This is a genomic window from Snodgrassella sp. ESL0324, from assembly GCF_013344955.1.
Classification (GTDB): Bacteria; Pseudomonadota; Gammaproteobacteria; order Burkholderiales; family Neisseriaceae; genus Snodgrassella; species Snodgrassella alvi.
In genome coordinates this window covers 324,113-346,545 of record NZ_JAAEDS010000014.1, presented here as the reverse complement: position 1 = coordinate 346,545, position 22,433 = coordinate 324,113, and the positions used below count along the sequence as shown (strand labels likewise).

General features: G+C 44.2%; 21 protein-coding genes. 12 read left to right on the top strand and 9 right to left on the bottom strand.

From position 1 onward, the window contains the following. Positions 1-43: 43 nt before the first annotated feature. The 6 genes from GYY70_RS08595 to GYY70_RS08570 all read left to right on the top strand — a co-directional run bounded on the left by GYY70_RS08595 (position 44) and on the right by GYY70_RS08570 (position 7,373). Positions 44-598, top strand: a complete 555-nt coding sequence (locus GYY70_RS08595; RefSeq protein ID WP_143555283.1) for a hypothetical protein — start codon at positions 44-46, stop codon at positions 596-598. Between the two features lie 178 nt (positions 599-776). Continuing rightward, positions 777-1,397 carry an RlmE family RNA methyltransferase gene (locus tag GYY70_RS08590; protein WP_041880460.1) on the top strand — a complete coding sequence of 207 codons (621 nt, stop codon included), beginning with the start codon at positions 777-779 and terminating at the stop codon, positions 1,395-1,397. Positions 1,398-1,482: 85 nt separating this feature from the next. After that, positions 1,483-3,525, top strand: coding sequence for an ATP-dependent zinc metalloprotease FtsH (ftsH, locus tag GYY70_RS08585; protein ID WP_174832058.1), 2,043 nt, complete (start codon positions 1,483-1,485; stop codon positions 3,523-3,525). A 748-nt stretch (positions 3,526-4,273) separates the two neighbouring features. Further along, positions 4,274-5,134, top strand: coding sequence for a dihydropteroate synthase (gene folP, locus GYY70_RS08580; RefSeq protein ID WP_174832057.1), 861 nt, complete (start codon positions 4,274-4,276; stop codon positions 5,132-5,134). Between the two features lie 183 nt (positions 5,135-5,317). Then, positions 5,318-6,661: a phosphoglucosamine mutase gene (glmM, locus tag GYY70_RS08575; protein WP_025331205.1), complete on the top strand. Its 1,344-nt coding sequence runs from the start codon at positions 5,318-5,320 to the stop codon at positions 6,659-6,661. A gap of 37 nt (positions 6,662-6,698) precedes the next feature. Then, positions 6,699-7,373 carry a DedA family protein gene (locus GYY70_RS08570; RefSeq protein ID WP_084553050.1) on the top strand — a complete coding sequence of 225 codons (675 nt, stop codon included), beginning with the start codon at positions 6,699-6,701 and terminating at the stop codon, positions 7,371-7,373. 71 nt (positions 7,374-7,444) lie between these two features. On the opposite strand, the gene plsY is transcribed toward GYY70_RS08570, so the two are convergent. After that, a complete protein-coding gene (plsY, locus tag GYY70_RS08565; protein WP_078475673.1) occupies positions 7,445-8,047 on the bottom strand; it encodes a glycerol-3-phosphate 1-O-acyltransferase PlsY in 603 nt (200 codons plus the stop codon). A 58-nt stretch (positions 8,048-8,105) separates the two neighbouring features. Between plsY and folB the strand changes: the two genes are divergently transcribed. Then, on the top strand, positions 8,106-8,465 hold the full coding sequence (gene folB / locus GYY70_RS08560; RefSeq protein WP_084547902.1) for a dihydroneopterin aldolase: 360 nt from the start codon (positions 8,106-8,108) through the stop codon (positions 8,463-8,465). A gap of 33 nt (positions 8,466-8,498) precedes the next feature. Beyond that, positions 8,499-9,119, top strand: a complete 621-nt coding sequence (locus GYY70_RS08555; protein ID WP_174832056.1) for an NAD(P)H-hydrate epimerase — start codon at positions 8,499-8,501, stop codon at positions 9,117-9,119. Here the strand turns inward: GYY70_RS08555 and GYY70_RS08550 are convergent. Continuing rightward, positions 9,116-9,739, bottom strand: a complete 624-nt coding sequence (locus tag GYY70_RS08550) for a CoA pyrophosphatase (protein WP_174832055.1) — start codon at positions 9,737-9,739, stop codon at positions 9,116-9,118. The genes GYY70_RS08555 and GYY70_RS08550 overlap by 4 nt on opposite strands. Positions 9,740-9,853: 114 nt before the next feature. Between GYY70_RS08550 and GYY70_RS08545 the strand changes: the two genes are divergently transcribed. Next, the gene (locus GYY70_RS08545) at positions 9,854-10,078 is read left to right on the top strand and encodes a hypothetical protein (RefSeq protein ID WP_084547899.1); all 225 of its coding nucleotides are present in this window, start codon (positions 9,854-9,856) and stop codon (positions 10,076-10,078) included. A 126-nt stretch (positions 10,079-10,204) separates the two neighbouring features. On the opposite strand, the gene hemN is transcribed toward GYY70_RS08545, so the two are convergent. Beyond that, positions 10,205-11,590, bottom strand: a complete 1,386-nt coding sequence (hemN, locus tag GYY70_RS08540; protein WP_174832054.1) for an oxygen-independent coproporphyrinogen III oxidase — start codon at positions 11,588-11,590, stop codon at positions 10,205-10,207. Between the two features lie 264 nt (positions 11,591-11,854). Between hemN and fnr the strand changes: the two genes are divergently transcribed. Next, positions 11,855-12,595, top strand: a complete 741-nt coding sequence (fnr, locus tag GYY70_RS08535; protein ID WP_084563361.1) for a fumarate/nitrate reduction transcriptional regulator Fnr — start codon at positions 11,855-11,857, stop codon at positions 12,593-12,595. Between the two features lie 128 nt (positions 12,596-12,723). Here fnr and GYY70_RS08530 read toward each other — a convergent pair whose 3' ends face one another. The 5 genes from GYY70_RS08530 to GYY70_RS08510 all read right to left on the bottom strand — a co-directional run bounded on the left by GYY70_RS08530 (position 12,724) and on the right by GYY70_RS08510 (position 17,961). Beyond that, a complete protein-coding gene (locus tag GYY70_RS08530; protein ID WP_078475668.1) occupies positions 12,724-13,506 on the bottom strand; it encodes a hypothetical protein in 783 nt (260 codons plus the stop codon). Positions 13,507-13,573: 67 nt separating this feature from the next. After that, positions 13,574-14,890 (bottom strand): FAD-binding oxidoreductase, encoded by a 1,317-nt coding sequence (locus GYY70_RS08525; RefSeq protein WP_174832053.1) that lies wholly within the window; start codon positions 14,888-14,890, stop codon positions 13,574-13,576. Between the two features lie 78 nt (positions 14,891-14,968). Then, complete coding sequence (locus GYY70_RS08520; protein WP_084547894.1) at positions 14,969-15,850, bottom strand: ABC transporter permease subunit; 882 nt, start codon at positions 15,848-15,850, stop codon at positions 14,969-14,971. Beyond that, entirely contained in the window at positions 15,843-16,811 is a 969-nt protein-coding gene (locus GYY70_RS08515; protein WP_078475665.1) for an ABC transporter permease subunit, read from the bottom strand. The genes GYY70_RS08520 and GYY70_RS08515 overlap by 8 nt, the downstream gene beginning before the upstream one ends. 19 nt (positions 16,812-16,830) lie before the next feature. After that, positions 16,831-17,961, bottom strand: a complete 1,131-nt coding sequence (locus GYY70_RS08510; RefSeq protein ID WP_084547893.1) for an ABC transporter ATP-binding protein — start codon at positions 17,959-17,961, stop codon at positions 16,831-16,833. Positions 17,962-18,501: 540 nt separating this feature from the next. Here GYY70_RS08510 and coaBC point away from each other — a divergent pair. Then, positions 18,502-19,683 (top strand): bifunctional phosphopantothenoylcysteine decarboxylase/phosphopantothenate--cysteine ligase CoaBC, encoded by a 1,182-nt coding sequence (coaBC, locus tag GYY70_RS08505; RefSeq protein ID WP_174832052.1) that lies wholly within the window; start codon positions 18,502-18,504, stop codon positions 19,681-19,683. Between the two features lie 82 nt (positions 19,684-19,765). Next, the gene (gene dut, locus GYY70_RS08500; RefSeq protein WP_084547891.1) at positions 19,766-20,227 is read left to right on the top strand and encodes a dUTP diphosphatase; all 462 of its coding nucleotides are present in this window, start codon (positions 19,766-19,768) and stop codon (positions 20,225-20,227) included. Between the two features lie 145 nt (positions 20,228-20,372). On the opposite strand, the gene ppk1 is transcribed toward dut, so the two are convergent. Continuing rightward, a complete protein-coding gene (gene ppk1, locus GYY70_RS08495; protein WP_174832051.1) occupies positions 20,373-22,433 on the bottom strand; it encodes a polyphosphate kinase 1 in 2,061 nt (686 codons plus the stop codon).

Sequence of the window (22,433 nt, the reverse complement as noted above, 5' to 3'; positions counted from 1 at the left end):
AGTTAGCAAAAATTAATATCTTTTTCGTTAAGTCATTATAATTATGAAATTTTCGCAGATTTTGTGCCTTGGCATACTGAGAGTTCTGGATACCTTTATTTTCAGATTAGTTGCAGGGCTTGGATTGTGCGTGGTTTGTCTGCATTTAGTGTCGCATATATATACTAGAAGCAGCATCAAAAACCAATCTCATTATCCTTTTGAAGTTGCGGTATTTCAGTCTGATGGTACTTTTACTCAGGTAAATTATAGTACTAATAGAGATTTTAAACCGGAAAATACGTCATTTCTGGCCAAATTCCCCAGTGGGCAGGATAAATCATCAGATGGTAATTATTCCTTCAGTTATAAAGTACTTAAAGAGGAGCCACAGCTTCAATTGATTGAGATTGAAACTATTGACCTGGAAAATGATAGAAATACATGGGCAACATATGTTGCTACGGCCGATACTATCATGCCATTGAGTACCAGAATTGAAACCCCTGCTTATCTGCCGCTATGCGCTCTTATAGCTTTTATTCTGGTGCAGCTAATGAAACAATTTATCAGATATGTGCGCTGGTGTTTCACTATGTCAATTTATTCAGATGAGTAACTTACACTACAAAAAAAGATTTGGAATAAAACCTGAGGAACAGGTCTGATTAATTGCTGAGTATAGCCGGCGGATAAAATTATTTATGCTGATGAATTTATCTTTTATATAAGGGGAAATGCTGTATTCTGCATCAATTTCACGATACAATGTGGTGATTTTTTCAAGAATTTGCATCATGGGTGTTCGCTCTAAATCTTCCAGTGCATGGCTCAACGAGCATGTTAACGATCATTATGTTCATCTGGCTCAGAAAGAAGGCTACCGTGCACGCGCAGCCTATAAGTTGCTGGAAATCAATGATAAGGATCATCTGATACGACCGGGTGCGGTAGTGGCTGACCTTGGCAGTGCTCCGGGTAGCTGGTCGCAGGTTGCGGCCAGGCTGGCTGGTGCGGCAGGACAGGTATTTGCACTGGATATTCTGCCTATGGAACCAGTGACGGGTGTACGTTTTATTCAGGGTGATTTTCGCGAGAATGACGTGCTGGCAAAGTTTGAAACTTTGCTGGATGGTTGTGAACTGGATCTTGTAATTTGTGATATGGCACCCAATATGTCTGGCAATAACATTACTGATCAGGCACGCAGTTTTTATCTGGCAGAATTGGGTCTGGAGTTTGCTCAGGCACATCTCAAACCGGGTGGTGATTTTCTGGTGAAGGTGTTTCAGGGAGCAGGTCTGCAAGAGTTTCAGCAGGCTATGAAGGATTGTTTTGCTCAGGTAATGGTTCGCAAGCCGAAAGCATCCCGTGACCGCTCGAGCGAAATTTATTTGCTTGGTCGCGGTAAAAAATAGTAGTTATAGCCAATGCTATGTGAAGATGTGGCTATATTAACTATTCTGAACAACAATTAATTAACCTCCTTAGGAGTTTCTGACAGTGCGGAATACCGTAAAGAATCTTTTGGTCTGGCTGGTGCTGGCGTTAGTATTAATGGCCGCATTCAATGCCATTACTGAGAAAAAAGAGAGTAAACAGCAAATTGAATACTCTCAGTTTATTCAGCAGGTTAACAAGGGTGAGATTGCCAGTGTAAATATTGAAGGTTCAGTGATTAATGGTCTGCAGCTGAAGGGCCAGCGTCATGATAAATCTTCTTTCATTACCAATGCACCGACACCGCTGGAAAATAATTTTGTTAGTAATCTGATAGCGAAAAATATTCGGGTTAATGTGATTCCGGAAGAAAAACCGGGTATTTTGACTAATATGTTTATCAGCATATTACCTATACTGTTGCTGATTGGTGTATTTTTTTATTTCATGCGCTCCACACAAGGTGGCGGAGGCAAGGGCGGTGCATTTTCTTTTGGTAAAAGCCGTGCCCGTTTGCTGGATAAAGAATCTAATAAAACAACCTTTGCTGATGTGGCTGGCTGTGATGAAGCCAAGGAAGAAGTACAGGAAATTGTGGATTATCTGCGGGCGCCACAGCGTTATCAGACACTTGGCGGACGCGTACCGCGCGGTATTCTGATGTGTGGCAGACCGGGTACAGGTAAAACATTACTGGCAAAAGCAATTGCCGGCGAAGCTCAGGTGCCGTTTTTCAGTATTTCCGGTTCCGATTTTGTAGAGATGTTTGTTGGTGTGGGTGCATCGCGTGTTCGCGATATGTTTGAGCAGGCAAAAAAGAATGCTCCCTGTCTGATTTTTATCGATGAAATTGATGCAGTAGGCCGCCAGCGTGGTGCCGGTTTGGGTGGTGGTAATGATGAACGTGAGCAAACGCTGAATCAGTTGCTTGTGGAGATGGATGGTTTTGAAAGCAATACAACAGTTATTGTGATTGCGGCAACTAACCGTCCGGATGTGCTTGATCCTGCTCTGATGCGACCTGGCCGTTTTGACCGTCAGGTAGTGGTACCGTTACCGGATATCCGCGGACGTGAACAGATTCTGAAAGTACATGCTGCTAAAGTGCCTCTGGATAAATCAGTGGATTTACCTGTGCTGGCACGTGGTACTCCGGGTTTTTCCGGCGCTGATTTAGCCAATCTGGTAAATGAGGCTGCTCTGTTTGCAGGTCGTCGGAATAAGACCAAAGTAGACATGAGTGACTTTGAAGATGCTAAAGATAAGATTTACATGGGTCCTGAACGCCGTTCCATGGTTATGCATGAGGATGAGAAAAAAGCCACTGCTTATCATGAATCAGGTCACGCTGTTGTTGCTGAGACACTGGATTTTACAGATCCGGTACATAAAGTAACGATTATGCCCCGCGGGCGTGCTCTTGGTCTGACCTGGCAGCTGCCGGAACGTGACCGCATCAGTATGTATGAAGATCAGATGCTTAATCAGATTTCAATTCTGTTTGGTGGTCGTATAGCTGAACAGTTGTTTATTGGTCGTGTGTCTACTGGCGCTTCTAATGACTTTGAACGTGCTACTCAGATTGCACGTGATATGGTAACCCGTTATGGTATGTCCAAAAAAATGGGACCTGTAGTATATGGTGAAAATGAAAATGAGGTGTTTCTCGGGCGCTCTGTAACGCAATCGAAAAATATTTCTGAAAAAACCATGCAGGAAGTAGATGCTGAAGTACGTCGCATCCTTGATGAGCAGTATGAAATTGCTTATAAAATTCTGGATGAGAATCGCGATAAGATGCATACCATGGCTAAGGCTCTGATTGAATGGGAAACCATTGACCGTGATCAGGTGCTGGAAATTATGGCCGGTAAGCAGCCTAGTCCGCCAAAAGATTTCAGTGAAAATATAGTTAAGGATGGCGATACTGAGCAGCCGTTAGCTGAGACTGAAACTGAAGCTAAGACTGATGCGGTAGCTGAAACCGAAACAGGTGCTAAAGCGGATGGAGCAACTCAATCCGAAACTAAAGCTGATGCTGTGGCTGAGGATGCAGATAATACTGAATCTAAAGCATCTGCACCTGAACAGAAATCACAGGACTAATTAATGTAGTTATATGATTTTTAACGGCAGCAATAGCTGCCGTTTTTTCTATGTTTTATCTGAAAATAAGAGGCACAAAATATAATAGTAATACTGAAAATAGTTATTCTGGTATATAGGTATATGCTATTTTGGTTTATCTGAATTATTGAAAAGCATGGTAATTTAAGGCAGGAAGATTCTGTATTATGTAAATGATAAAATACTGGTAAAAGCTGGTGTGATAAATTCAGCCAAACGGTTCATTCATGAAAGTAGTAAATCAATATTTCCCATGAGGCAAATATTCTTTCATTAATTAATTTGGCTGGCTTTAAAATAGGTGAATTTATAAATTGAATATTTCTTCATTATTATCAGTTATAAATGTGAAATCAGAGCAATTATGATGGTTACATTGAGTCCGGATTATTTATATAACTCAGATAATGACAGGATATTTAAATCTTGAGATTTATCAATTTATTTTACATCAAGGTATTCTGTCTTAGTTCTGATAGCAATTCTGGTTGTAGTTCAATATATCTTTGTTAATTTCAATATTTTTTGATTTGCAACGATTTTTAATAGATTTTATGTTTTTGTTATTTTAAGTGAGTCTGAATTTGTACTTTGCGGATAAAAAAATCAAGATGTGAAGAGAAATATCTTTATCTGGCTGAGCAGAATTTATTGCTAGTATTATGGGTTTAACCACAAATACAGGCTGTATGATTATTTGATAAATGTTAAGGGATTATGATTGAGTATGAATAATTCTGGTCAAAATTACTGGCAGTGCGGGCGTTTTCAAATTGATTTGGCGCAGCCGAAGATTATGGGAATCGTCAATTTAACGCCGGATTCATTTTCAGATGGTGGTAGTTACAGTACTTCTCTGACTCTGGCATTAAAGCATGCGGAACAGTTATTAAAAGATGGGGCGGATATTCTGGATATTGGCGGAGAGAGCTCCCGTCCCGGATCTGATTTTGTTTCACCTCAGGATGAGTGGAAGCGTATTGAGCCGGTATTAACAGAGTTGGTTACCTGGAATGTACCATTAACTGTCGATACACGCCGCACTTGGGTAATGCGTCAGTTACTTGAGCAGCAGCTGGCTGACGGAATAAATGATATTCAGGCACTGGAAGATGCTGGTGCAGTGGATTTACTTGCGCAGCAGCAGAATATTGGTGTGTGTCTGATGCATATGCAGGGACAGCCGGAAAATATGCAGCATAATCCTGAATATCAGGATGTGGTTACTGAAGTTGGTCAGTATTTGCAGCAACGGGTATCTGTGTGTGAACAGGCTGGGATTGAACGTTTGCGTCTGACAATAGATCCGGGTTTTGGTTTTGGTAAGAGTCTTCAGCATAATATTGCATTAATGCAGCACTTTGCAGACTGGCATGCGGCCGTGGGTTGTCCGGTACTGATTGGGGTATCACGTAAAACGATGATTGGTTTACTGACTGATGAAACTGAACCAAGACAACGGGTTGTTGGAAGTGTGGTGGCGGCAGTAGCAGCAGTGGCACGTGGTGCAGCAATTATACGGGTACATGATGTAAGTGAAACACGTCAGGGTTTACAGGTATGGGCTGCCCTGGGCGGAAGTATTTAATAAGATAGGTTGCAGATTGTCAGCAGACGCGGGCTGCGGTTTTTATTATGTAATCTGAGTGGAATTTAATCGGATTCAGATTTATTGTGAACCGGATAGTTTTCAAATAACATTTTATTTACTGACTGAACAGCTATGCCTGTTCTACAATAATAGTCTTGAATTAATCGGTCGGAGCAGGTGATGGCAAAAAAATATTTTGGTACTGACGGGGTGCGTGGTGAAGTTGGTAAGTTTCCGGTAACCCCCGAATTTGTACTGAAATTAGCGTATGCTGCCGGACATGTACTGGTACAACATGGAACTGATCATCAGCCTACTGTGCTGATTGGTAAAGATACAAGAATTTCCGGTTATATGCTGGAAGCAGCAATGGAAGCGGGCTTTACAGCAGCAGGAGTAAATGTACTGCTTACCGGACCATTACCTACACCGGGTGTGGCTTATTTAACCCGTGCACTGCGTTTGGATTGCGGGGTGATGATATCTGCTTCACATAATGCTTATCATGATAATGGTATTAAATTTTTTGCAGAGGGCGGAGTTAAGTTAAGTGATATTCTGGAGCTGGAAATTGAAGCAGAGCTGGAAAAGCCGGTAAAAACGGTCCCCTCCAGCGAACTTGGCCGCGCACGTCGCATAAATGGTGCTGTTGACCGTTATATTGAGTTTTGTAAATCTACTTTTCCGAATCATTTGAATTTGCGTGGTTTGAAGCTGGTGGTAGATACGGCAAATGGTGCGGCCTATGCTGTGGCACCTAAGGTGTTTCATGAGCTGGGTGCAGATGTGGTCTGCATCGGCGATCAGCCGGATGGTTATAATATCAATCTGAAAATCGGTGCGACATATACTAAGTCACTACAGGCAGCAGTGTTACAGAATGAAGCCGATTATGGTATTGCGCTGGATGGTGACGGCGACAGGCTGATGATGGTAGATAAATTCGGCAAAGTCTATGATGGGGATGCGCTGATTTATGTAATTGCCAAAGCTCGTGCTGCAGCAGGCTGTCTGGATGGCGGTGTAGTGGGGACGGTTATGACCAATCTTGCTATGGAACTGGCGTTTAAGCGGCTGGGCATTGACTTTGTCCGCGCTAAAGTAGGAGACCGTTATGTTCTGGAACAGCTGCATCAGCATCAGTGGTCACTAGGGGGAGAAGCTTCCGGTCATATAGTTTGTCTGGATAAGCATAATACCGGTGATGGAATTATTGCAGCTTTACAGGTCTTTGCAGCCTTACAGGTTTTACAGCAGGATTTAGCCAGTATACTTACTGACTGGCAGCCTTTTCCGCAAACTATGATTAATGTTCATATTGAGCCTGATCAGGACTGGCAGAGTATTGCGGCGCCGGTAGCTGATGAGGTGATGAAACAGCTCGGAGATAACGGACGTGTGGTACTTCGCCCGTCAGGAACAGAACCGGTGGTGCGGGTTATGGTAGAAGCTCGTCAGACTGAAGTTGCGCGTCAGGCAGCTGAAAAAATTGCCAATGCAATTAAGTCGGGTTTGGCAGAATAAATCTGTCTGACAGGAATAAAAAAAGAACGGGCATTTTATGTTTGCATTGCTGGAAGCTTTTTTTACTGAGTATGGCTATGCAGCGGTATTTCTGGTATTGGTCGCCTGCGGCTTTGGTGTGCCGATACCGGAGGACGTAACGCTGGTTGCCGGTGGTGTTATTGCCGGACTGGGACATGCGCATGTTCATACCATGTTTATGGTAGGTATGGCCGGTGTTCTGGTAGGTGATGGGATGATGTTTAGTGCCGGACGCGTATTTGGTCATCGTATTCTGAAATTTCGTTTTGTTCAGCGGGTAATGACGCCCAGGCGCTATGCTCAGGTACAGGATAAATTTGATAAATATGGTAGCTGGGTATTATTTATTGCCCGTTTTCTGCCCGGTTTGCGTACCCCGATTTATATTACCGCCGGGATCAGCGGGAAAGTTTCTATACCGAAATTTTTGCTGATGGATGGTCTGGCTGCAATGATTTCAGTACCCGTGTGGATATATCTGGGTGAATATGGTGCGGAAAATATTGACTGGCTGATGCATAAGGTGCATCAGTTCCAGGCAGCTGTGTATGTTGTGATTGGCGTTGGTGCACTGGCACTAGTCTATTACTGGTGGAAAAAGCGTCAGCGTATCCAGTTTTTTAAACGTAAAATTGCTGAAATTCGTCAGCGCAGGCGCAATCGTAAGCAGCAAAAACAAAATTTGAAGTAATACGCCTGAAATAAAGAAAAAGACAGTTGAGAAAACTGTCTTTTTTTATTTATGGCCGCTATATTAATTTATTATTTAGTTTCGCCGATTTTACCTTCACGACCGCTGAACAGGTTTTTGATATTGCTTTTATGCCGGTAAAGAACCAGTATATCAATCACTATAACAGCAATTACCCAGCTTAACTGAGGCATAAACCACCAGGCAGCAAACGGGCTGATCAGAGTAGCTATTAATGCGGCCAGTGAAGATACTTTGAAACCAAAGGCCATAATCAGCCATACTGCTGCACAAATAAGTGCAGTAGGCCATGATAAAGCCAGGAGTACACCCAGTGCAGTAGCTACGCCTTTACCACCTTTAAATTTGAAAAATACCGGCCACATGTGGCCAATGAGAACCACTACGGCAATTATAGCAATGGTATTGCTGTCCAGTTGCCAGACCGTCTGATAGTGTTTTGCCAGCCAGACGGCCAGCCAGCCTTTGAGTGCATCGCCTAACAGTGTAAGAGCAGCGGCACTTTTTTTGCCTGTACGCAAAACATTGGTAGCACCGGGATTGCCGGAACCATAGCTGTGCGGATCGGGCATACCCATACAGCGTGAAACAATAACGGCAAAAGACAGGGAACCCAGTAAATAGGCACCGATAATTGCAAGGTAATTGACCATAAAGCGGTTTCTTTAGTCTACAATCTGAGGGTTTGCATTTTAGCTCAGTAGGTTGGACATGGATACTATCTTTTTACACGGTATGACTGCGCAGACGCTGATTGGGGTATATCAGTGGGAGCGGCAACAACAGCAAACACTGTTGCTGGATGTGGATATTGGTACAGATTTTCAGCAGGCAGCGCAAAGCGATAATATTGACGATACGATTCACTATGCCAGAGTGGCTGATGATTTGCGTGAGGTACTCGCTGAACAGGAATTTTTGTTACTGGAAGCACTGGCAGAGTATGTGGCGCAGTTTATATTGAACCGTTACGGGGCGTTATGGGTTCGGGTGAAAGTGGTGAAGCCGGGTATTCTTGCTGGTATTAAGGAAGTGGGTGTACAGATTGAACGCCGGAATACCCAAGTATGATAATAATCTGTTTTTCCTGCTAAAGGAGAAGATATGAATACGCCAGTCTGGACTGTGGCACAGATGAAAGCATGGGAGGATACACAGAACCGTGAAGGTTTGAGTTATGCCCGAATGATGGAACATGCAGGAAGTCGTGCAGCAAAGGATTTATTATGTCGGTTTCGTTCCTCGCAGCATACACTGATATTGTGTGGTAAAGGGAATAATGCAGGTGATGGGCTGGTATTAGCCCGAGTGTTGTCTTTACATGGCTGGCCGGTAACGATTTTGTTTTTACAGGGACAGCAATTATCAGCTCTTGCAGAAGCTAACCGGAAATGTCTGCCGGTTACTGTAGATTGTATTGATACTTCGCAGTTGCATATTGTGCTGCCGTCTGTGCATCTGGTTGTGGATGCTGTTTATGGTACTGGTTTCCATGGTGAGTTGCCTCAGGCTATTGCACGTTGTTTTGATGCAGTCTCTCAGGCAGATGTGTTTAAGGTGGCGCTGGATATGCCCAGTGGTGTGGCTGGAGATGGCGATGAAATAGCTGCCGGAAGTTTTCAGGCACAGCTAACTTATGTTTTTCAGTCCCTGAAACCGGCACATTGTCTGGAGCATGTAAGACAGTTATGCGGAGAAATAGTACGTATTGATTTACTGGATTAGTGTTGATAGTTTTGCCTGCTCCATACCTGATAGCATTGAGCCAGGTGTAATAGCATGCATGCAGTAGCTCCCCAGATATGCCGGTTCTGATAATGTAAATGATATACCTTAAGCTTAAGTTGCTGATGTTGTTTAATACTATGCTGGTATAGCTTGCTATCCAGAACAACAGGTAAGGGTACAGGGAATATTTCGCTGACTTCTGACGGGTTGAGCTGCCAGTATAGAGATGAATTGCTCCAGGCCAGAACAGGAACAACTTTGAAACCGCTGGGCAGATAGCATTGAGGTAAGGTTCCGACCAGCTGCCACTGATTACGAATTAGTCCGGTTTCTTCTTCGCTTTCGCGAAATGCTGCATTGATACTGCTTTCATTATTTTCCAGTTTGCCGCCGGGAAAAGCGATTTGTCCGCGGTGCTGGCGTAGTTGCTGACTGCGCTGAGTAAGCCAGATTTGCGCGTTACCATGATTCCAGTCAACAGGCATCAGTACCGCAGCGCAGCGAAAATTAACGGGCAGATGCTGTAATGCATCCTGGCGCTGATTAAGTATAGTAGGCAGTGTACTAGTGCATGCGTAATGTAAAAACTGTTTCAGCTTATCAGGTTTGGTAAACATTTCAATGATGTCAGACTGTTCTTTTTTCAGGATACTGAGTAATTTATATATCGTTCAGGCATAAATGACCAGAATAATTTTAAAGAGGATTAACCAGTGGTTACCAGAGATATAATGAAATTATGGGTAATTGAAGCACTGAAGTACTTAGGCGGATCTGGCTGGCCTAAGGATGTCAGTAAATATATCTGGGATAAATATGAGCAGGAGTTGAAAGCATCCGGAAGTATGCTTTATACCTGGCAATATGATTTACGCTGGGCTGCTCAGCAATTGCGTAATGAGAAAAAGTTAAAACCAGTTCATAAACGGCGTGATTTACCCTGGGAACTGGTTTAATTTTAAAACAGTAAAATTGGTTTGCAGTTAAGTAAATGGCGATGGCGGACAGTTGCAGTATTTATTAATTTTGGCAACGTTATTTATCTTGCTGATAAAACGATGGTAACTGTTGCGGTTTGATTATTATAATGTACGCGAATACTGGGCTTCGGTGCGCTTCTGGCGCAAATAGTAGTCAAATACCATGGCGATATTGCGAATCAGCAGCCTCCCTTTGGGTGTTACCTGTAAATTCTGATCAGTAAGATTGAGCAGGCCAAGCTGTTGCAGGTGCTGTAAATCAGTCTGCTCAGCAGCAAAGTAAGTTTGAAAAGGCTGTTGCATGGCATGGCTATAATCAGTGTAATTAAGCTGGAAGCGGCACATCAAATCCTGAATTACACGCCGGCGCAGTAAATCGTCCGCATTAAGCTGGTACCCGCGCATAACCGGCAGGCGGTTTTCATCCAGAGCCTGATAGTAGGCAGACAGTTCTTTTTCATTCTGGCTGTAGATATTGTTGATTTTGCCGATGCTGGATACGCCGATGGCGATTAAGTCACAGTCTGCATGGGTTGAATAACCCTGAAAATTGCGTTGCAGACGGCCTTCAGATAAGGCAATGGCCAGTTCGTCATCAGGTTTGGCAAAATGATCCATGCCGATGAAGATATAGCCCTGTTGTAACAGATATTGAACGGTATTTTGCAGAATATCCAGTTTAACACTGCTGTCGGGTACGGCTGATGTGTCAATACGCCGCTGGGGTTTGAACAGATGCGGCAGGTGCGCATAGTGATACATGGCAATGCGATCCGGCTGCAGAGTCAGTACGTGATTCAGTGTGCAGCGCATAGAGGCTTCAGTCTGGTGCGGTAAACCATAGATTAAGTCGACACTGACAGAGTGAAAACCATTAGCTCTGGCTGCCTCAATGACTGTCCGGGTTTCAGCTTCGCTCTGGATGCGGTTAACGGCCTGTTGTACCGCCGGATTGAAATCCTGAATACCGATGCTCATCCGGTTAAAACCGAGTCTGCCCAGATGAGCCACAGTTTCAGCTGTTACTTTACGCGGATCGATTTCAATCGAATATTCACCCTGCTCTGACAGGGTAAAGTAGCGGCTGATACTGGCAAAGATGTGACTGAGCTGGTCATCATTCAGAAAGGTTGGTGTACCGCCGCCGAAATGTAATTGTGCCAGCAGCGGCTTACCCTGCCAGTTTTGTGCCAGCAGTGCCAGTTCTTTATCCAGATACCGGATATATATATCGGCACGGCTGGTATCTTTGGTAATAATTTTATTACAGCCGCAATAGTAACAGATGGTATTACAGAAAGGCACATGTACGTACAGGGAAACTGGTTTGTCACCAATGTTTTGCTGTAAAACAGTTTGTAACTGAGTTGCGGTGAATGATGTATTAAAACGGTCTGCTGTAGGGTAGGAAGTATAACGCGGGCCGGAAGACGGTAAGGAAGCGATAAGGGTACGGTCGAATTCTATGTTGATGCGTGGTGTGTTCATTGGGTAATGATGGTTATTCTTGTGTTGGTCTGGTGAAATAGATAAGAGTGATAACTATTTATGGTAGAATACATCAGGCAGTAAAGTAAAGCAGTGAAAACATAATAAGCCAATTTTTTTATTAAATCAGGGTCTGAAGGAAAATTCAATTCACTTTGTCTATAACAATACTATATTGAATAGTTTTTAAAAATTTGATTTATATCAATATGTTTGTTATATGATGTTCTGGGCAGAGTGTAATCAGTAATTATTAAATATATTATGATTAGATTGTATAAACAGGGTGAAATAGTACAGAAATTATGCGAAAAATGTTCTCTGCATATTCTCTGTATGCCGGTAATGCTTAAAGATCGGGAACTTACTGATTTGGGGGCGATTATTCGTCAGAGTCGTCGGTTAAAAAAAGGTGAGTATCTGTTTCGCGCCGGTGAACCGTTTAATGCAATATTTGCCGTACGAACCGGTTTTTTTAAAACCATGGTTAATAGCCGGGACGGACGAGATCAGGTAACTGGTTTTTTTATGTCAGGTGAATTATTGGGTTTGGACGGTATTTGTCATAATGTTCATGGCTGTGATGCAGTAGCTCTGGAAGATAGTGAGGTATGTGAGCTACCATTCACTAATATGGAAGATGCCGGTAATATTTTGCCTTCATTACAAATACATTTTTATCGTCTGATGAGTCAGGAAATTCTGCGTACTCAGGAGCTGATGCTGATGCTGGGTAATATGCGTGCAGAAGAGCGTCTGGCTGCGTTTCTGGTGAATTTATCTCATCGTCTGAGTTTTCGTGGTTTTGCCGCAAATGATTTTATTTTGCGTATGTCACGTGAAGAAATTGGCAGCTATCTGGGGCTAAAGCTGGAAACAGTAAGCCGTACTTTGTCTAAATTTCAGCATGAAGGCTGGATAAAGGTTGAGCACAAGCATATTCAGTTATTAGAACCATGGATGTTGCAGAAAATGGTAATGCATTGTCAGCGGGCTGCAAGTTGAATTCAGTTAATGCTTAAAAAAGCTGTAGCATATTATTGTTGCTACAGCTTTTTTATTTGATGAGGAAAATTATTTTATATACCTGAGTTTGCAATATCGATCATGATTGTGCATTAGCCGGGCTTATTTCAGGCGTATTCGGCCATCGCGGCAAGCTTAAGTGTGTCTTTACCATAAAATTTAGCCTTTAGATGACGCATCCAGCGGATTTTATGTAAGCTTTTGTTGACAATACTACTTACTTCATCTGGTTGATTATGCAGTACGCTATGCCATAATTCTTTAGCCTGAATAGTTACGCCGAATTCCTGCATTAAACGTGCACCTGAGTGCAGATAGCATAGCCAGTCGCGGGAATGGCATTGCGTTAATGTCATCGCGGATAAAGGATCATCTTCGAAATCGATAAAGCCTATGCTGTCCTGATTAATGTAAATCATATTGCGTGCAAAAGTTTCACTCAGGTATTGCTTGCGTTTATGTACATCTTCGATGGCGTTAAGACCAAGCTGCCAGCGTTGCAACAGAAGTTCAGGCTGATGCTTACAGTGTTTCCATTCTTTTTCCAGATTGTGATTGCCAATATGACTAATCATCAGTGCATCCGGTTGTTGCGCCAGAATGGCAGGAACCCGCACTCCTGCTGAGGCCAGAGCACGCAGACGGGATGCTTCGGTTTGCAGTGCAGGTATTCCGCCCAAATTGGGTACAGGTTGCAGCATGTGTATACCACTTATTTTCTGAGCTATTTTTAATAAGTGATAGCGCCAGGCACTGTTGCGTGCACCAGCTTGCCGTACCCATACTTTTTCGCCGTTAGTCAGTATATGGCTTTGCATCAGGCCGGTTTGTATGAGCAGGCACTGTTGTAATGCATGCTGATAAAAGGCAGAAGAGTCGGAAGCGGTCATGAAGCCTGTTGCTTGAATTCAAAAACGGGTATTGATTGTACTATAGTTAAGTTTATAACTCTTAAAATTAAGGTAATAAATCTTTTAGACGGTAATAACTTGTTCCTACCCATTGTATGGGCAGGCGCAGTAAACTGCCACCGGGAAAGTTGTGATGTATAATTTTTTCAAACATGTTCAGACGGCTGTCATCACCACTGATTGCCTCAGCAATAATCTGCCCGCCCATACCGGCAGCAGCCACGCCATGCCCTGAAAATCCTTGTAAAAAATAGAGTTGCGGGTTAAGACGCCCGAAATGGGGCAGGCGGTTCATGCTGATATCAACCAGACCACCCCAGGCATAATCAATTTCTGCATCTGCCAGTTGTGGAAATACTTTAAGCATATCACGGCGCATACTCTGAATGAGTTGCAGCCGGCCTGGTTCACGACCGGAATAATTCACTTTACCTCCGAATAACAGGCGGTTGTCTGCACTCAGGCGATAATAATCAAGTACAAAACGGGTATCACATACTGCCATGTTATTTTTGATGAGTTGCTGAGCACGCTCCCCAAGCGGCTGGGTTGCAATCATGTATGTACCTACCGGCAGGATTTTGGCTTCGAGCGCCTTTATAGGTGCCTGCCGGAGACTGCGGGTAAAGGCATTGACAGCAATCACGAGATTTTTTGCAATGATATTCCCGTTTGGTGTGGTAATCCGGTATCCGTGCTGCCATGTTTCCAGCGAAAGCATAGGGGAATGTTCAAACAGCAATGCTCCGGCACGGGCAGCTGCACGAGCCAGTCCAAGTAAGTAGTTAAGTGGATGTAAATGTCCGGCCTGATGGTCAAAAATAGCGCCGGTATAGCGTTCACTGGCCAGTTGCTGTTGCAGCTGGTTTGAATTCCATACTTCATAATCATGAAAATGGTAGTGTTCGGCAGCTTCTTTCACCCATTCAGTTAAGGCACGCAGCTGGCGCGGCCGGATAGCTGCATGAGCGTAACCACGCTGCCAGTCACAGCTGATTTGGTAGGTTTGAATCTGTTGTTCAATCAGAGTGACAGCTTCACGGCTCCACTGCCAGAGTGTTTGTGCATTTTTCAGTCCGATCATGCTGGCCAGATTGCTCATTTCAGCAGCGTAACCATAAATGACCTGACCGCCGTTACGGCCGGAGGCGCCATAACCGATTCGGGCGGCTTCGATAAGTGCTACACTATGCTGCTGTTGTGCCAGTGGCAATGCAGTACCGATTCCGCTCAGTCCGCCACCAATGATGCAGGTTTCCACTTCAACAGTACCTTTTAAACTTGGATAGTGGCTGTGGTCATTACAGCTGGCTGTATAGTAGCTGTCAATGCGTTCTGTATCTGGCGGTATGTAGGTAGACATAGTTACATGATTAAACTGATTAGGAAGATGAAAAATTGGCAGCTAACCGAAATCAGATAGCTGCCATATATGCAATTTTTATTTGTTAGCCTCAAGTAACTGGCTCTGTCGATAGGCTTCTGCCATTTCCCGTTCACGTCGGGTATTTTGCCGCATCATAAAGTAATTAATACCAATAACCAGTGTACCTACCAGTGCAATGATGATGGTGGCCAGTACATTCATTTGCGGATCCAGACCCAGTTTGATTTTTGAAAATATAATCATTGGCAAAGTGGAAGAACCCGGACCGGACAGGAATGATGTAATGACTAAATCATCCAGCGACAGTGTAATGGACAGCAGAAAGCCAGATGCAATAGCCGGAGCAATTGAAGGCAGTGTAATCAGAAAAAATACCTTTAATGGCCTTGCACCAAGATCCTTGGCTGCTTCTTCCAGTGACTGATTAAGCTCAGACAAACGTGAGCGGATAATAACAGTTACATAGGCCATACACAGGGTGGTATGACCAAGCCAGATAGTAAAAAAGCCGCGTTCAAAATACAGAAAGCTAAAAACACTGTTTTGCAACAATATCTGTACCTGAATAATTAACAGCAGCATGGACAAACCGGTAATGATGTCCGGCATAACCATTGGTGCAGAAACCATACCGGCAAACAAGGTACTACCACGGAAACGTTTGATGCGGGCTAATGCGTAGCCGGCAAGTGTCCCCAGAATGACTGCGGCTGCCGCCGAGCACAAAGCAATGCGTACTGAAAGCCACGCAGCATCAAGTATCTGTTCATTTTGTAATAATTTACTGTACCACTGAGTGGAAAAACCTCCCCATACAGTGACCAGTCGCGAATTATTGAATGAGTAGATAATCAGCACAACCAAGGGTATGTACAAAAATGCCAGCCCCAGAAACAGCATTACTCTGAGAAACCAGGATGATATGTTTTTATGCATGACTGGCTCCTTCTTCAATTTCCCGGTTTTCATAGCGATGGAACAGGGTAATCGGAATCACCAGCAACAGCACCATAATGACAGCCACTGCTGACGCCAGCGGCCAGTTATTCTGATCGAAGAAAGCCTGCCACAGTACTTTACCAATCATCAGATTTTTTGGTCCGCCTATCAGTTCGGGTATCACAAATTCACCAACTGCCGGAATAAAGACCAGCATCGAACCGGAGATAATTCCGGCTTTGGATAGTGGCAGAGTAATGGAAACAAATGCTTTAATAGGGCCGGCACCGAGATCGGCAGCGGCTTCCAGCAGGCGGTTGTCCAGTTTTACCAGCTGAGTATACAGAGGCAGAATCATAAAGGGCAGATAGGTATATACCATAACCAGATTCAGTGAGAATGAGTTGTATAGCATATTCATCGGGTTGTTGATGAGTCCCCATTTGATCAGATAAGTATTAATAATACCGTTATGGCCGAGCAGGCTCATCCATGCATATACACGCAGCAGAAATGATGTCCAGAAAGGCAGCATAATGGTAAGCAGCAGACCGTTACGGATTTTTTCCGGTGCCCGGGCGATAGCATAGGCTATCGGATAACCTGCCAGCAAACAGATAAGTGTCGTAGTGAAAGCGGTTTTAATAGATAACCAGTAAGTCAGCAGGTAAATATTATCGCCTAAATTGCCAATAAACATTTGTCCGAGAGAATGCCAGAAATCATTGAAAATATCGGCATAATTCTGGTAGCTGACCAGAATATTTACCCGTCCCATTTCAGCATCTACATGATACAGCGGAGTATAGGGTGGGATAGCAATATCCTGTTCGGCAAAGCTGATTTTAAGTACGATAAAAAACGGAATAAGGAAAAGTACCAGTAGCCAGATATAAGGGATGCCGACAACCAGTCCCTGTGTCGGGCGCAAGCCTTTGAGGCGGTTAAACCAGTTCATGTTTAAGCTCCTGCGCCAATTAATGGGTCAGAGGGCTGACCTGATTATCCGGCCAGCTGATGTAAACTTTTTCTTCCCAGGTGGGCATAGGAATGCTGTATTGTTCCCAGTATGAGGATAACACCTGACTTTTGATAATTTTGCCGGAAGGCAGCTGGATATGAAAAATACCGAAGCTGCCCAGATAGGCAATTTCTTTGACAATTCCGGCTGACCAGTTATATTCCTGCTGAGGTTGCTCGCGATAGATGTTGATATCTTCAGGACGAATAGACAGCCAGATTTTCTGATCTTCCGGTCCGCTGATACCGTGACCAAGATAAACCAGTTGTTGCATTTCGGGGCAGTGAATAATGGTATGGTCGGCACCGTCTTCAGTCACTTTGCCTTCCAGAATATTGGTTTCGCCCATGAATTCAGCTGTAAAGCGGCTATTCGGATAGTCGTAAATATCAGAAGGTGTGCCAACCTGTTGCAACTGTCCGTCAGACATGATGGCAATACGTGAAGCCATTGTCATGGCTTCTTCCTGATCATGGGTAACCATAATACAGGTAGCGCCTACTTTTTCCAGAGTATTCACCAGTTCCAGCTGGGTTTGCTGACGCAGTTTTTTGTCTAAGGCGCCCAGAGGTTCATCCAGTAAGAGCAATTTAGGGCGTTTTGCCAGACTGCGTGCCAGTGCAACACGCTGCTGCTGACCACCGGAAAGCTGGTGAGGTTTGCGTTTGGCGTATTTGCTCATTTGTACCAGACGCAGCATTTCTTCTACCCGTGCACTGATTTCATCTTTGGGCAGTTTGTCCTGCTTTAGTCCGAAAGCGATGTTTTGTTCGACCGTCATATGCGGAAACAGGGCATAGCTCTGAAACATCATATTGATAGGGCGGTCGTAGGGTTGTAATTTAGTAATATCTTCACCATCAAGGATAATCTGTCCCTGAGTTGGTGTTTCCATACCGGCGAGCATGCGTAATAAAGTCGATTTACCGCTGCCGGAGCTGCCGAGCAAGGCGAATATTTCGTTTTTTTTGATGGTCAGATTAATATGGTCTACGGCGTAATTATCACCATAGGTCTTGACGATGTCTTTAATCTGTAAGTAATGTGCTGGATCGGCACCGGGTCTGGTGGTTGCGTTTTCGCTCATAATTAAAGGTTACTCCAGAAAAATCGTTCCAGCCAATGCTCGGCATATGGATGTTTACTGTAATGTTTAAAGAACGGTGCAAAAACGATTCTGCTCCTGCTTTAGGGGACGCATTGTATGCAAGCATTTAGTATGGGGCAATGAAATTTAAGTGTTAATACGTTTAAATTCTCCACTTAGAGTATAACTTTGTATGTAAACAGGGATTTAGCGGTACTTTTTAAATTGAATAAAATTTTGTTAGGATTGAGCTAAAGTACGGTCAGACAGAGAACATGCTGTCTGGCAGGCTGAATATTGCCTAGTGTATCATGTAATTATTGGCTGCTATATTCATTTAAACCTGATCTACTGAGCAGTTGTATCTGATAATTAGATTGTACTGATTTTCAATTATAAAATGTGAATGTGAGTATAAATGGATTATGCAAAAAATTTTCCTTCTAATCAAATAGTTTGTTTTATTTTTTTCTGACTGGGTTAAATGAAAATTCGGTAGATAACTGTTAACGGCCGGTCATGACGATGGATGTATAAGTAATGAAGAAAAAGGTGTTGCTGGGTATTTGTGGTGGTATTGCTGCATATAAATGTTGTGAACTGGTGCGACTGCTTAAAAAAGCAGGACATCAGGTTAATGTTGTGATGACACAGGCAGCTACTGATTTTGTCAGTCCCACTACTTTTCAGGCACTGAGCGGAGAACCGGTATTACTGGATACCCATGATGCTGCCGGCGGCAACGGGATGGCTCATATCAATCTGAGTCGTCAGGCAGATGTAATGCTGATTGCACCGGCTTCTGCCAATACGCTGGCGAAAATTGCGCATGGCATGGCTGATAATCTGCTGACAACTCTGGTAGCAGCCCGTACCTGTCCGCTGGCTGTTGCGCCGGCAATGAATGTACAGATGTGGAATAATCCGGCTAATCAGCGTAATCTGGCTTTATTACGTCAGGATCAGATAAAAATATTCGGACCGGCAGTCGGTGAGCAGGCCTGTGGCGAAACTGGCAGCGGACGCATGCTGGAAGCGGCTGAGCTGGCGGAATTGCTGGCAGATGTCTGGACACTGCCGGTGCTGGCTGGTAAACGGGTACTGATTACGACAGGGGCAACCTTTGAAGCCATTGATCCGGTACGCGGTATTACCAATATTTCCAGCGGACAGATGGGTATGGCTCTGGCACGTGCCTGCCGTGCGGCCGGAGCAAGTGTATCTTTGGTATACGGACAGATTAATACCTCAATGGCAGCAGGGCTGGCTTACACTGAACAGGCTGTCAGTGCAGATTCTATGCTGAATGCAGTCGAGCGTTTATTGCCACAGCAGGATGTGTTTATTTCTGTAGCAGCAGTGGCTGATTACAAAGTAAAAAACTGCAGTGTACAAAAACTGAAAAAACAGCCGGGGCAGGCTGTTCCTGTAATCGAACTGACTGAAAATGCCGATATACTGGCAACTGTAGCCGGCCGGCCGGATGCACCTTTCTGTGTCGGCTTTGCCGCAGAAAGTGAGCATGTTCTGGAATATGCGCGTGCTAAACGGCTGAAAAAAGGTGTGCCGTTACTGGTAGCCAATGATGTGAGTCTGGCTATGGGTAAAACGACCAATCAGGTAATTTTACTTGATGACGAGCAGGAAACGGCTTTACCGCAGATGAGTAAAGCAGATACCGCTGCGGCTATTGTTGAACGGCTGGCACAATTATTGCCGTGACAGTAAAAGACTGTTACTGATGTGTTATAGGGGCTTGCTGTCCTGATATTTTTAATGATCTATTATTTAAAGACTGGTTTTTATGAGTGCTTCTGAGTTATCTGTACAAATTAAAATATTACATCCGTCAATGGCAGAACAATTACCTGAATATGCGACGATTGGTTCGGCCGGGCTGGATTTACGTGCCTGTATTGAAACACCGGTTACTTTGCAGCCGGGAGAAAGCTTTCTGTTACCAACCGGACTGGCCATACATCTGGCTGATCCGGGATACGCGGCTCTGATATTGCCGCGTTCCGGTCTGGGGCATAAACATGGGATTGTACTGGGTAATCTGGTCGGGTTAATTGATTCGGATTATCAGGGAGAATTAAAAGTATCGTTGTGGAATCGCAGTCAGGAAGCGTATGTCATTGAACCTCTGGCACGGATTGCTCAGATGATTATTGTGCCGGTTATGCAGGCAGCTTTTACTGTGGTTGATGAATTTGCGCAAACCAGCCGCGGAGAAGGCGGTTTTGGTAGTACCGGACATCAGTAATTTTTATTTAAGCAAACGAAAAGCAAGGTATCCGGATGGATAACCTTGCTTTTTTTGCCATGGCACTGGCTAAAACTGCTTACTACACAATTAATTCAGCATTCTGACCGGCCATTCGGTAGTTTTAGGTTTGCAACCAGTATTATTACTGGCGATAACGCTCAATAAGCATATTCTGCATATTGGTTATAGACTCTTTCTCTGCTGGTTTAATGCGCTCATACTGACCATCCGGCTGCATCAGCCATGCACACTGATTATCAGCCAGCGCAAGCATCAGAGTTTCCTTGATTATACGTTGTTTTAGCTCAGGTGTTTCAATCGGTGTGCAAATTTCTACACGACGGAACAGATTTCTTCCCATCCAGTCGGCGCTCGATATCCATAGTTTAGAATCACCGCCATTTTCAAAATAAAATACCCGTGCATGTTCCAGCAGCCGGCCGACTATTGAGCGTACCCGGATATTTTCTGATAAGCCTTTAACACCTGGACGCAGCACACATATTCCGCGTACTATCAGCTCAATTTGTACACCGGCCTGACTGGCTGCATACAGGGCATCGACAATAGAAGGCTCAACCAGTGCGTTCATTTTAGCAATAATACGAGCTGTTTTGCCGGCTTTTGCCTGCTCAATTTCGTTATTAATGCTGTTGAGAAGCATTTTGTGCAGAGTAAACGGGCTTTGCGCTATTTTATGCAGATTATTGGGTTGTCCCAGACCGGTGATTTCCATAAATACGGTATTAACATCCACGCTGATATCCTGATTGCAGGTCATCAGACCCAGATCAGTATAAATTCGGCTGGTGCCCTGATGATAATTACCTGTACTGACATGAGCGTAGCGTTTCAGCCTGCCGTCTTCACGTCGTACTATCAGTGCCATTTTGGCATGAACTTTATAACCAAAAACTCCGTATACGACATGGGCACCGGCAGCTTCAAGCTGACCCGCCCAGTTCAGATTGGTTTCTTCATCAAAACGGGCCATCAGTTCTACTACTACGGTAACCTGTTTGCCTGTCAGTGCCGCTTTCATCAGTGCTTTTACCAGGTCAGAGTTACTGCCAGTGCGGTAAATGGTCATTTTTATCGCAATAACCTGAGTGTCATCGGCTGCCTGCTGAATCAGACGAACTGTAGGTTCGAAAGACTGATAGGGATGATAGAGTAAAATATCGCGCTGGCTGATGATGCTGAACATATCGCGATTTTTATTCAGAATGGCCGGTGTGCCGGGAATAAATGGCGGAAATTTTAAATCATTGCGTTCAACCATATCCGGTACAGCCATCAGTCGTACCAGATTTACCGGACCGTTTACCCGGTACAATTCGTCGCGCCCCAGATGAAAATGGCTTAGCAGGAAATCGTAAACGTGTGCCGGACAATTATCGGCTACTTCCAGCCGGACACCATCTCCATATTGTCTTCCCTGTAATTCACCGGCAATTGCCGTGCGCAGATTTTCCAGATCTTCTTCATCAACACTTAAGTCGCTGTCGCGGGTAAGGCGAAACTGATAGCAGCCTTTAACGCTCATTCCAGTGAAGAGTGTATGCACATGAGCATGCAGGATTGACGACAGAAATACAAAACCATCATGTCCGTCACATAATTCCTTAGGCATTTTCAGTACTCTTGGCAAAATACGCGGAGCCTGAACGATGGCCATGCCACCGGTACGCCCAAAAGCATCTTTACCTTCCAGTTCTACTGCAAAATTCAGTGATTTATTCAGTAAACGCGGAAAAGGATGCGAAGGATCCAGTCCGATAGGGGTCAGAATGGGTAACAGTTCATTTCGGAAGTAATCAGCTACCCACTGGCGTTGTGCTTCACTCCATTCACTGCGCGGATAAAAAGATATGCCTTCACTGCGCAGTGCCGGAATCAGCTCATCGTTAAATAATCTGTATTGTTCGGCAATAATGGCGTGAGCTTCTTCGGTTACATTGGCAATAACTGTATCCGGTAGTTCGCCATTGGCCAGAGGAATATGTGGTGAGAGTTCACGGGTACGCCGCAGCCATGCCATCCTTACTTCAAAAAATTCATCCAGATTGGAAGAAACGATACATAAAAACCGTAAACGTTCGAGTAAGGGTACCTGTGTATCCTGCGCCTGTGCCAGAACGCGACGATTGAAAGCCAGCAGGCTAAGTTCACGGCAAAGTAGATGTGGCTGAATTTCGGACAT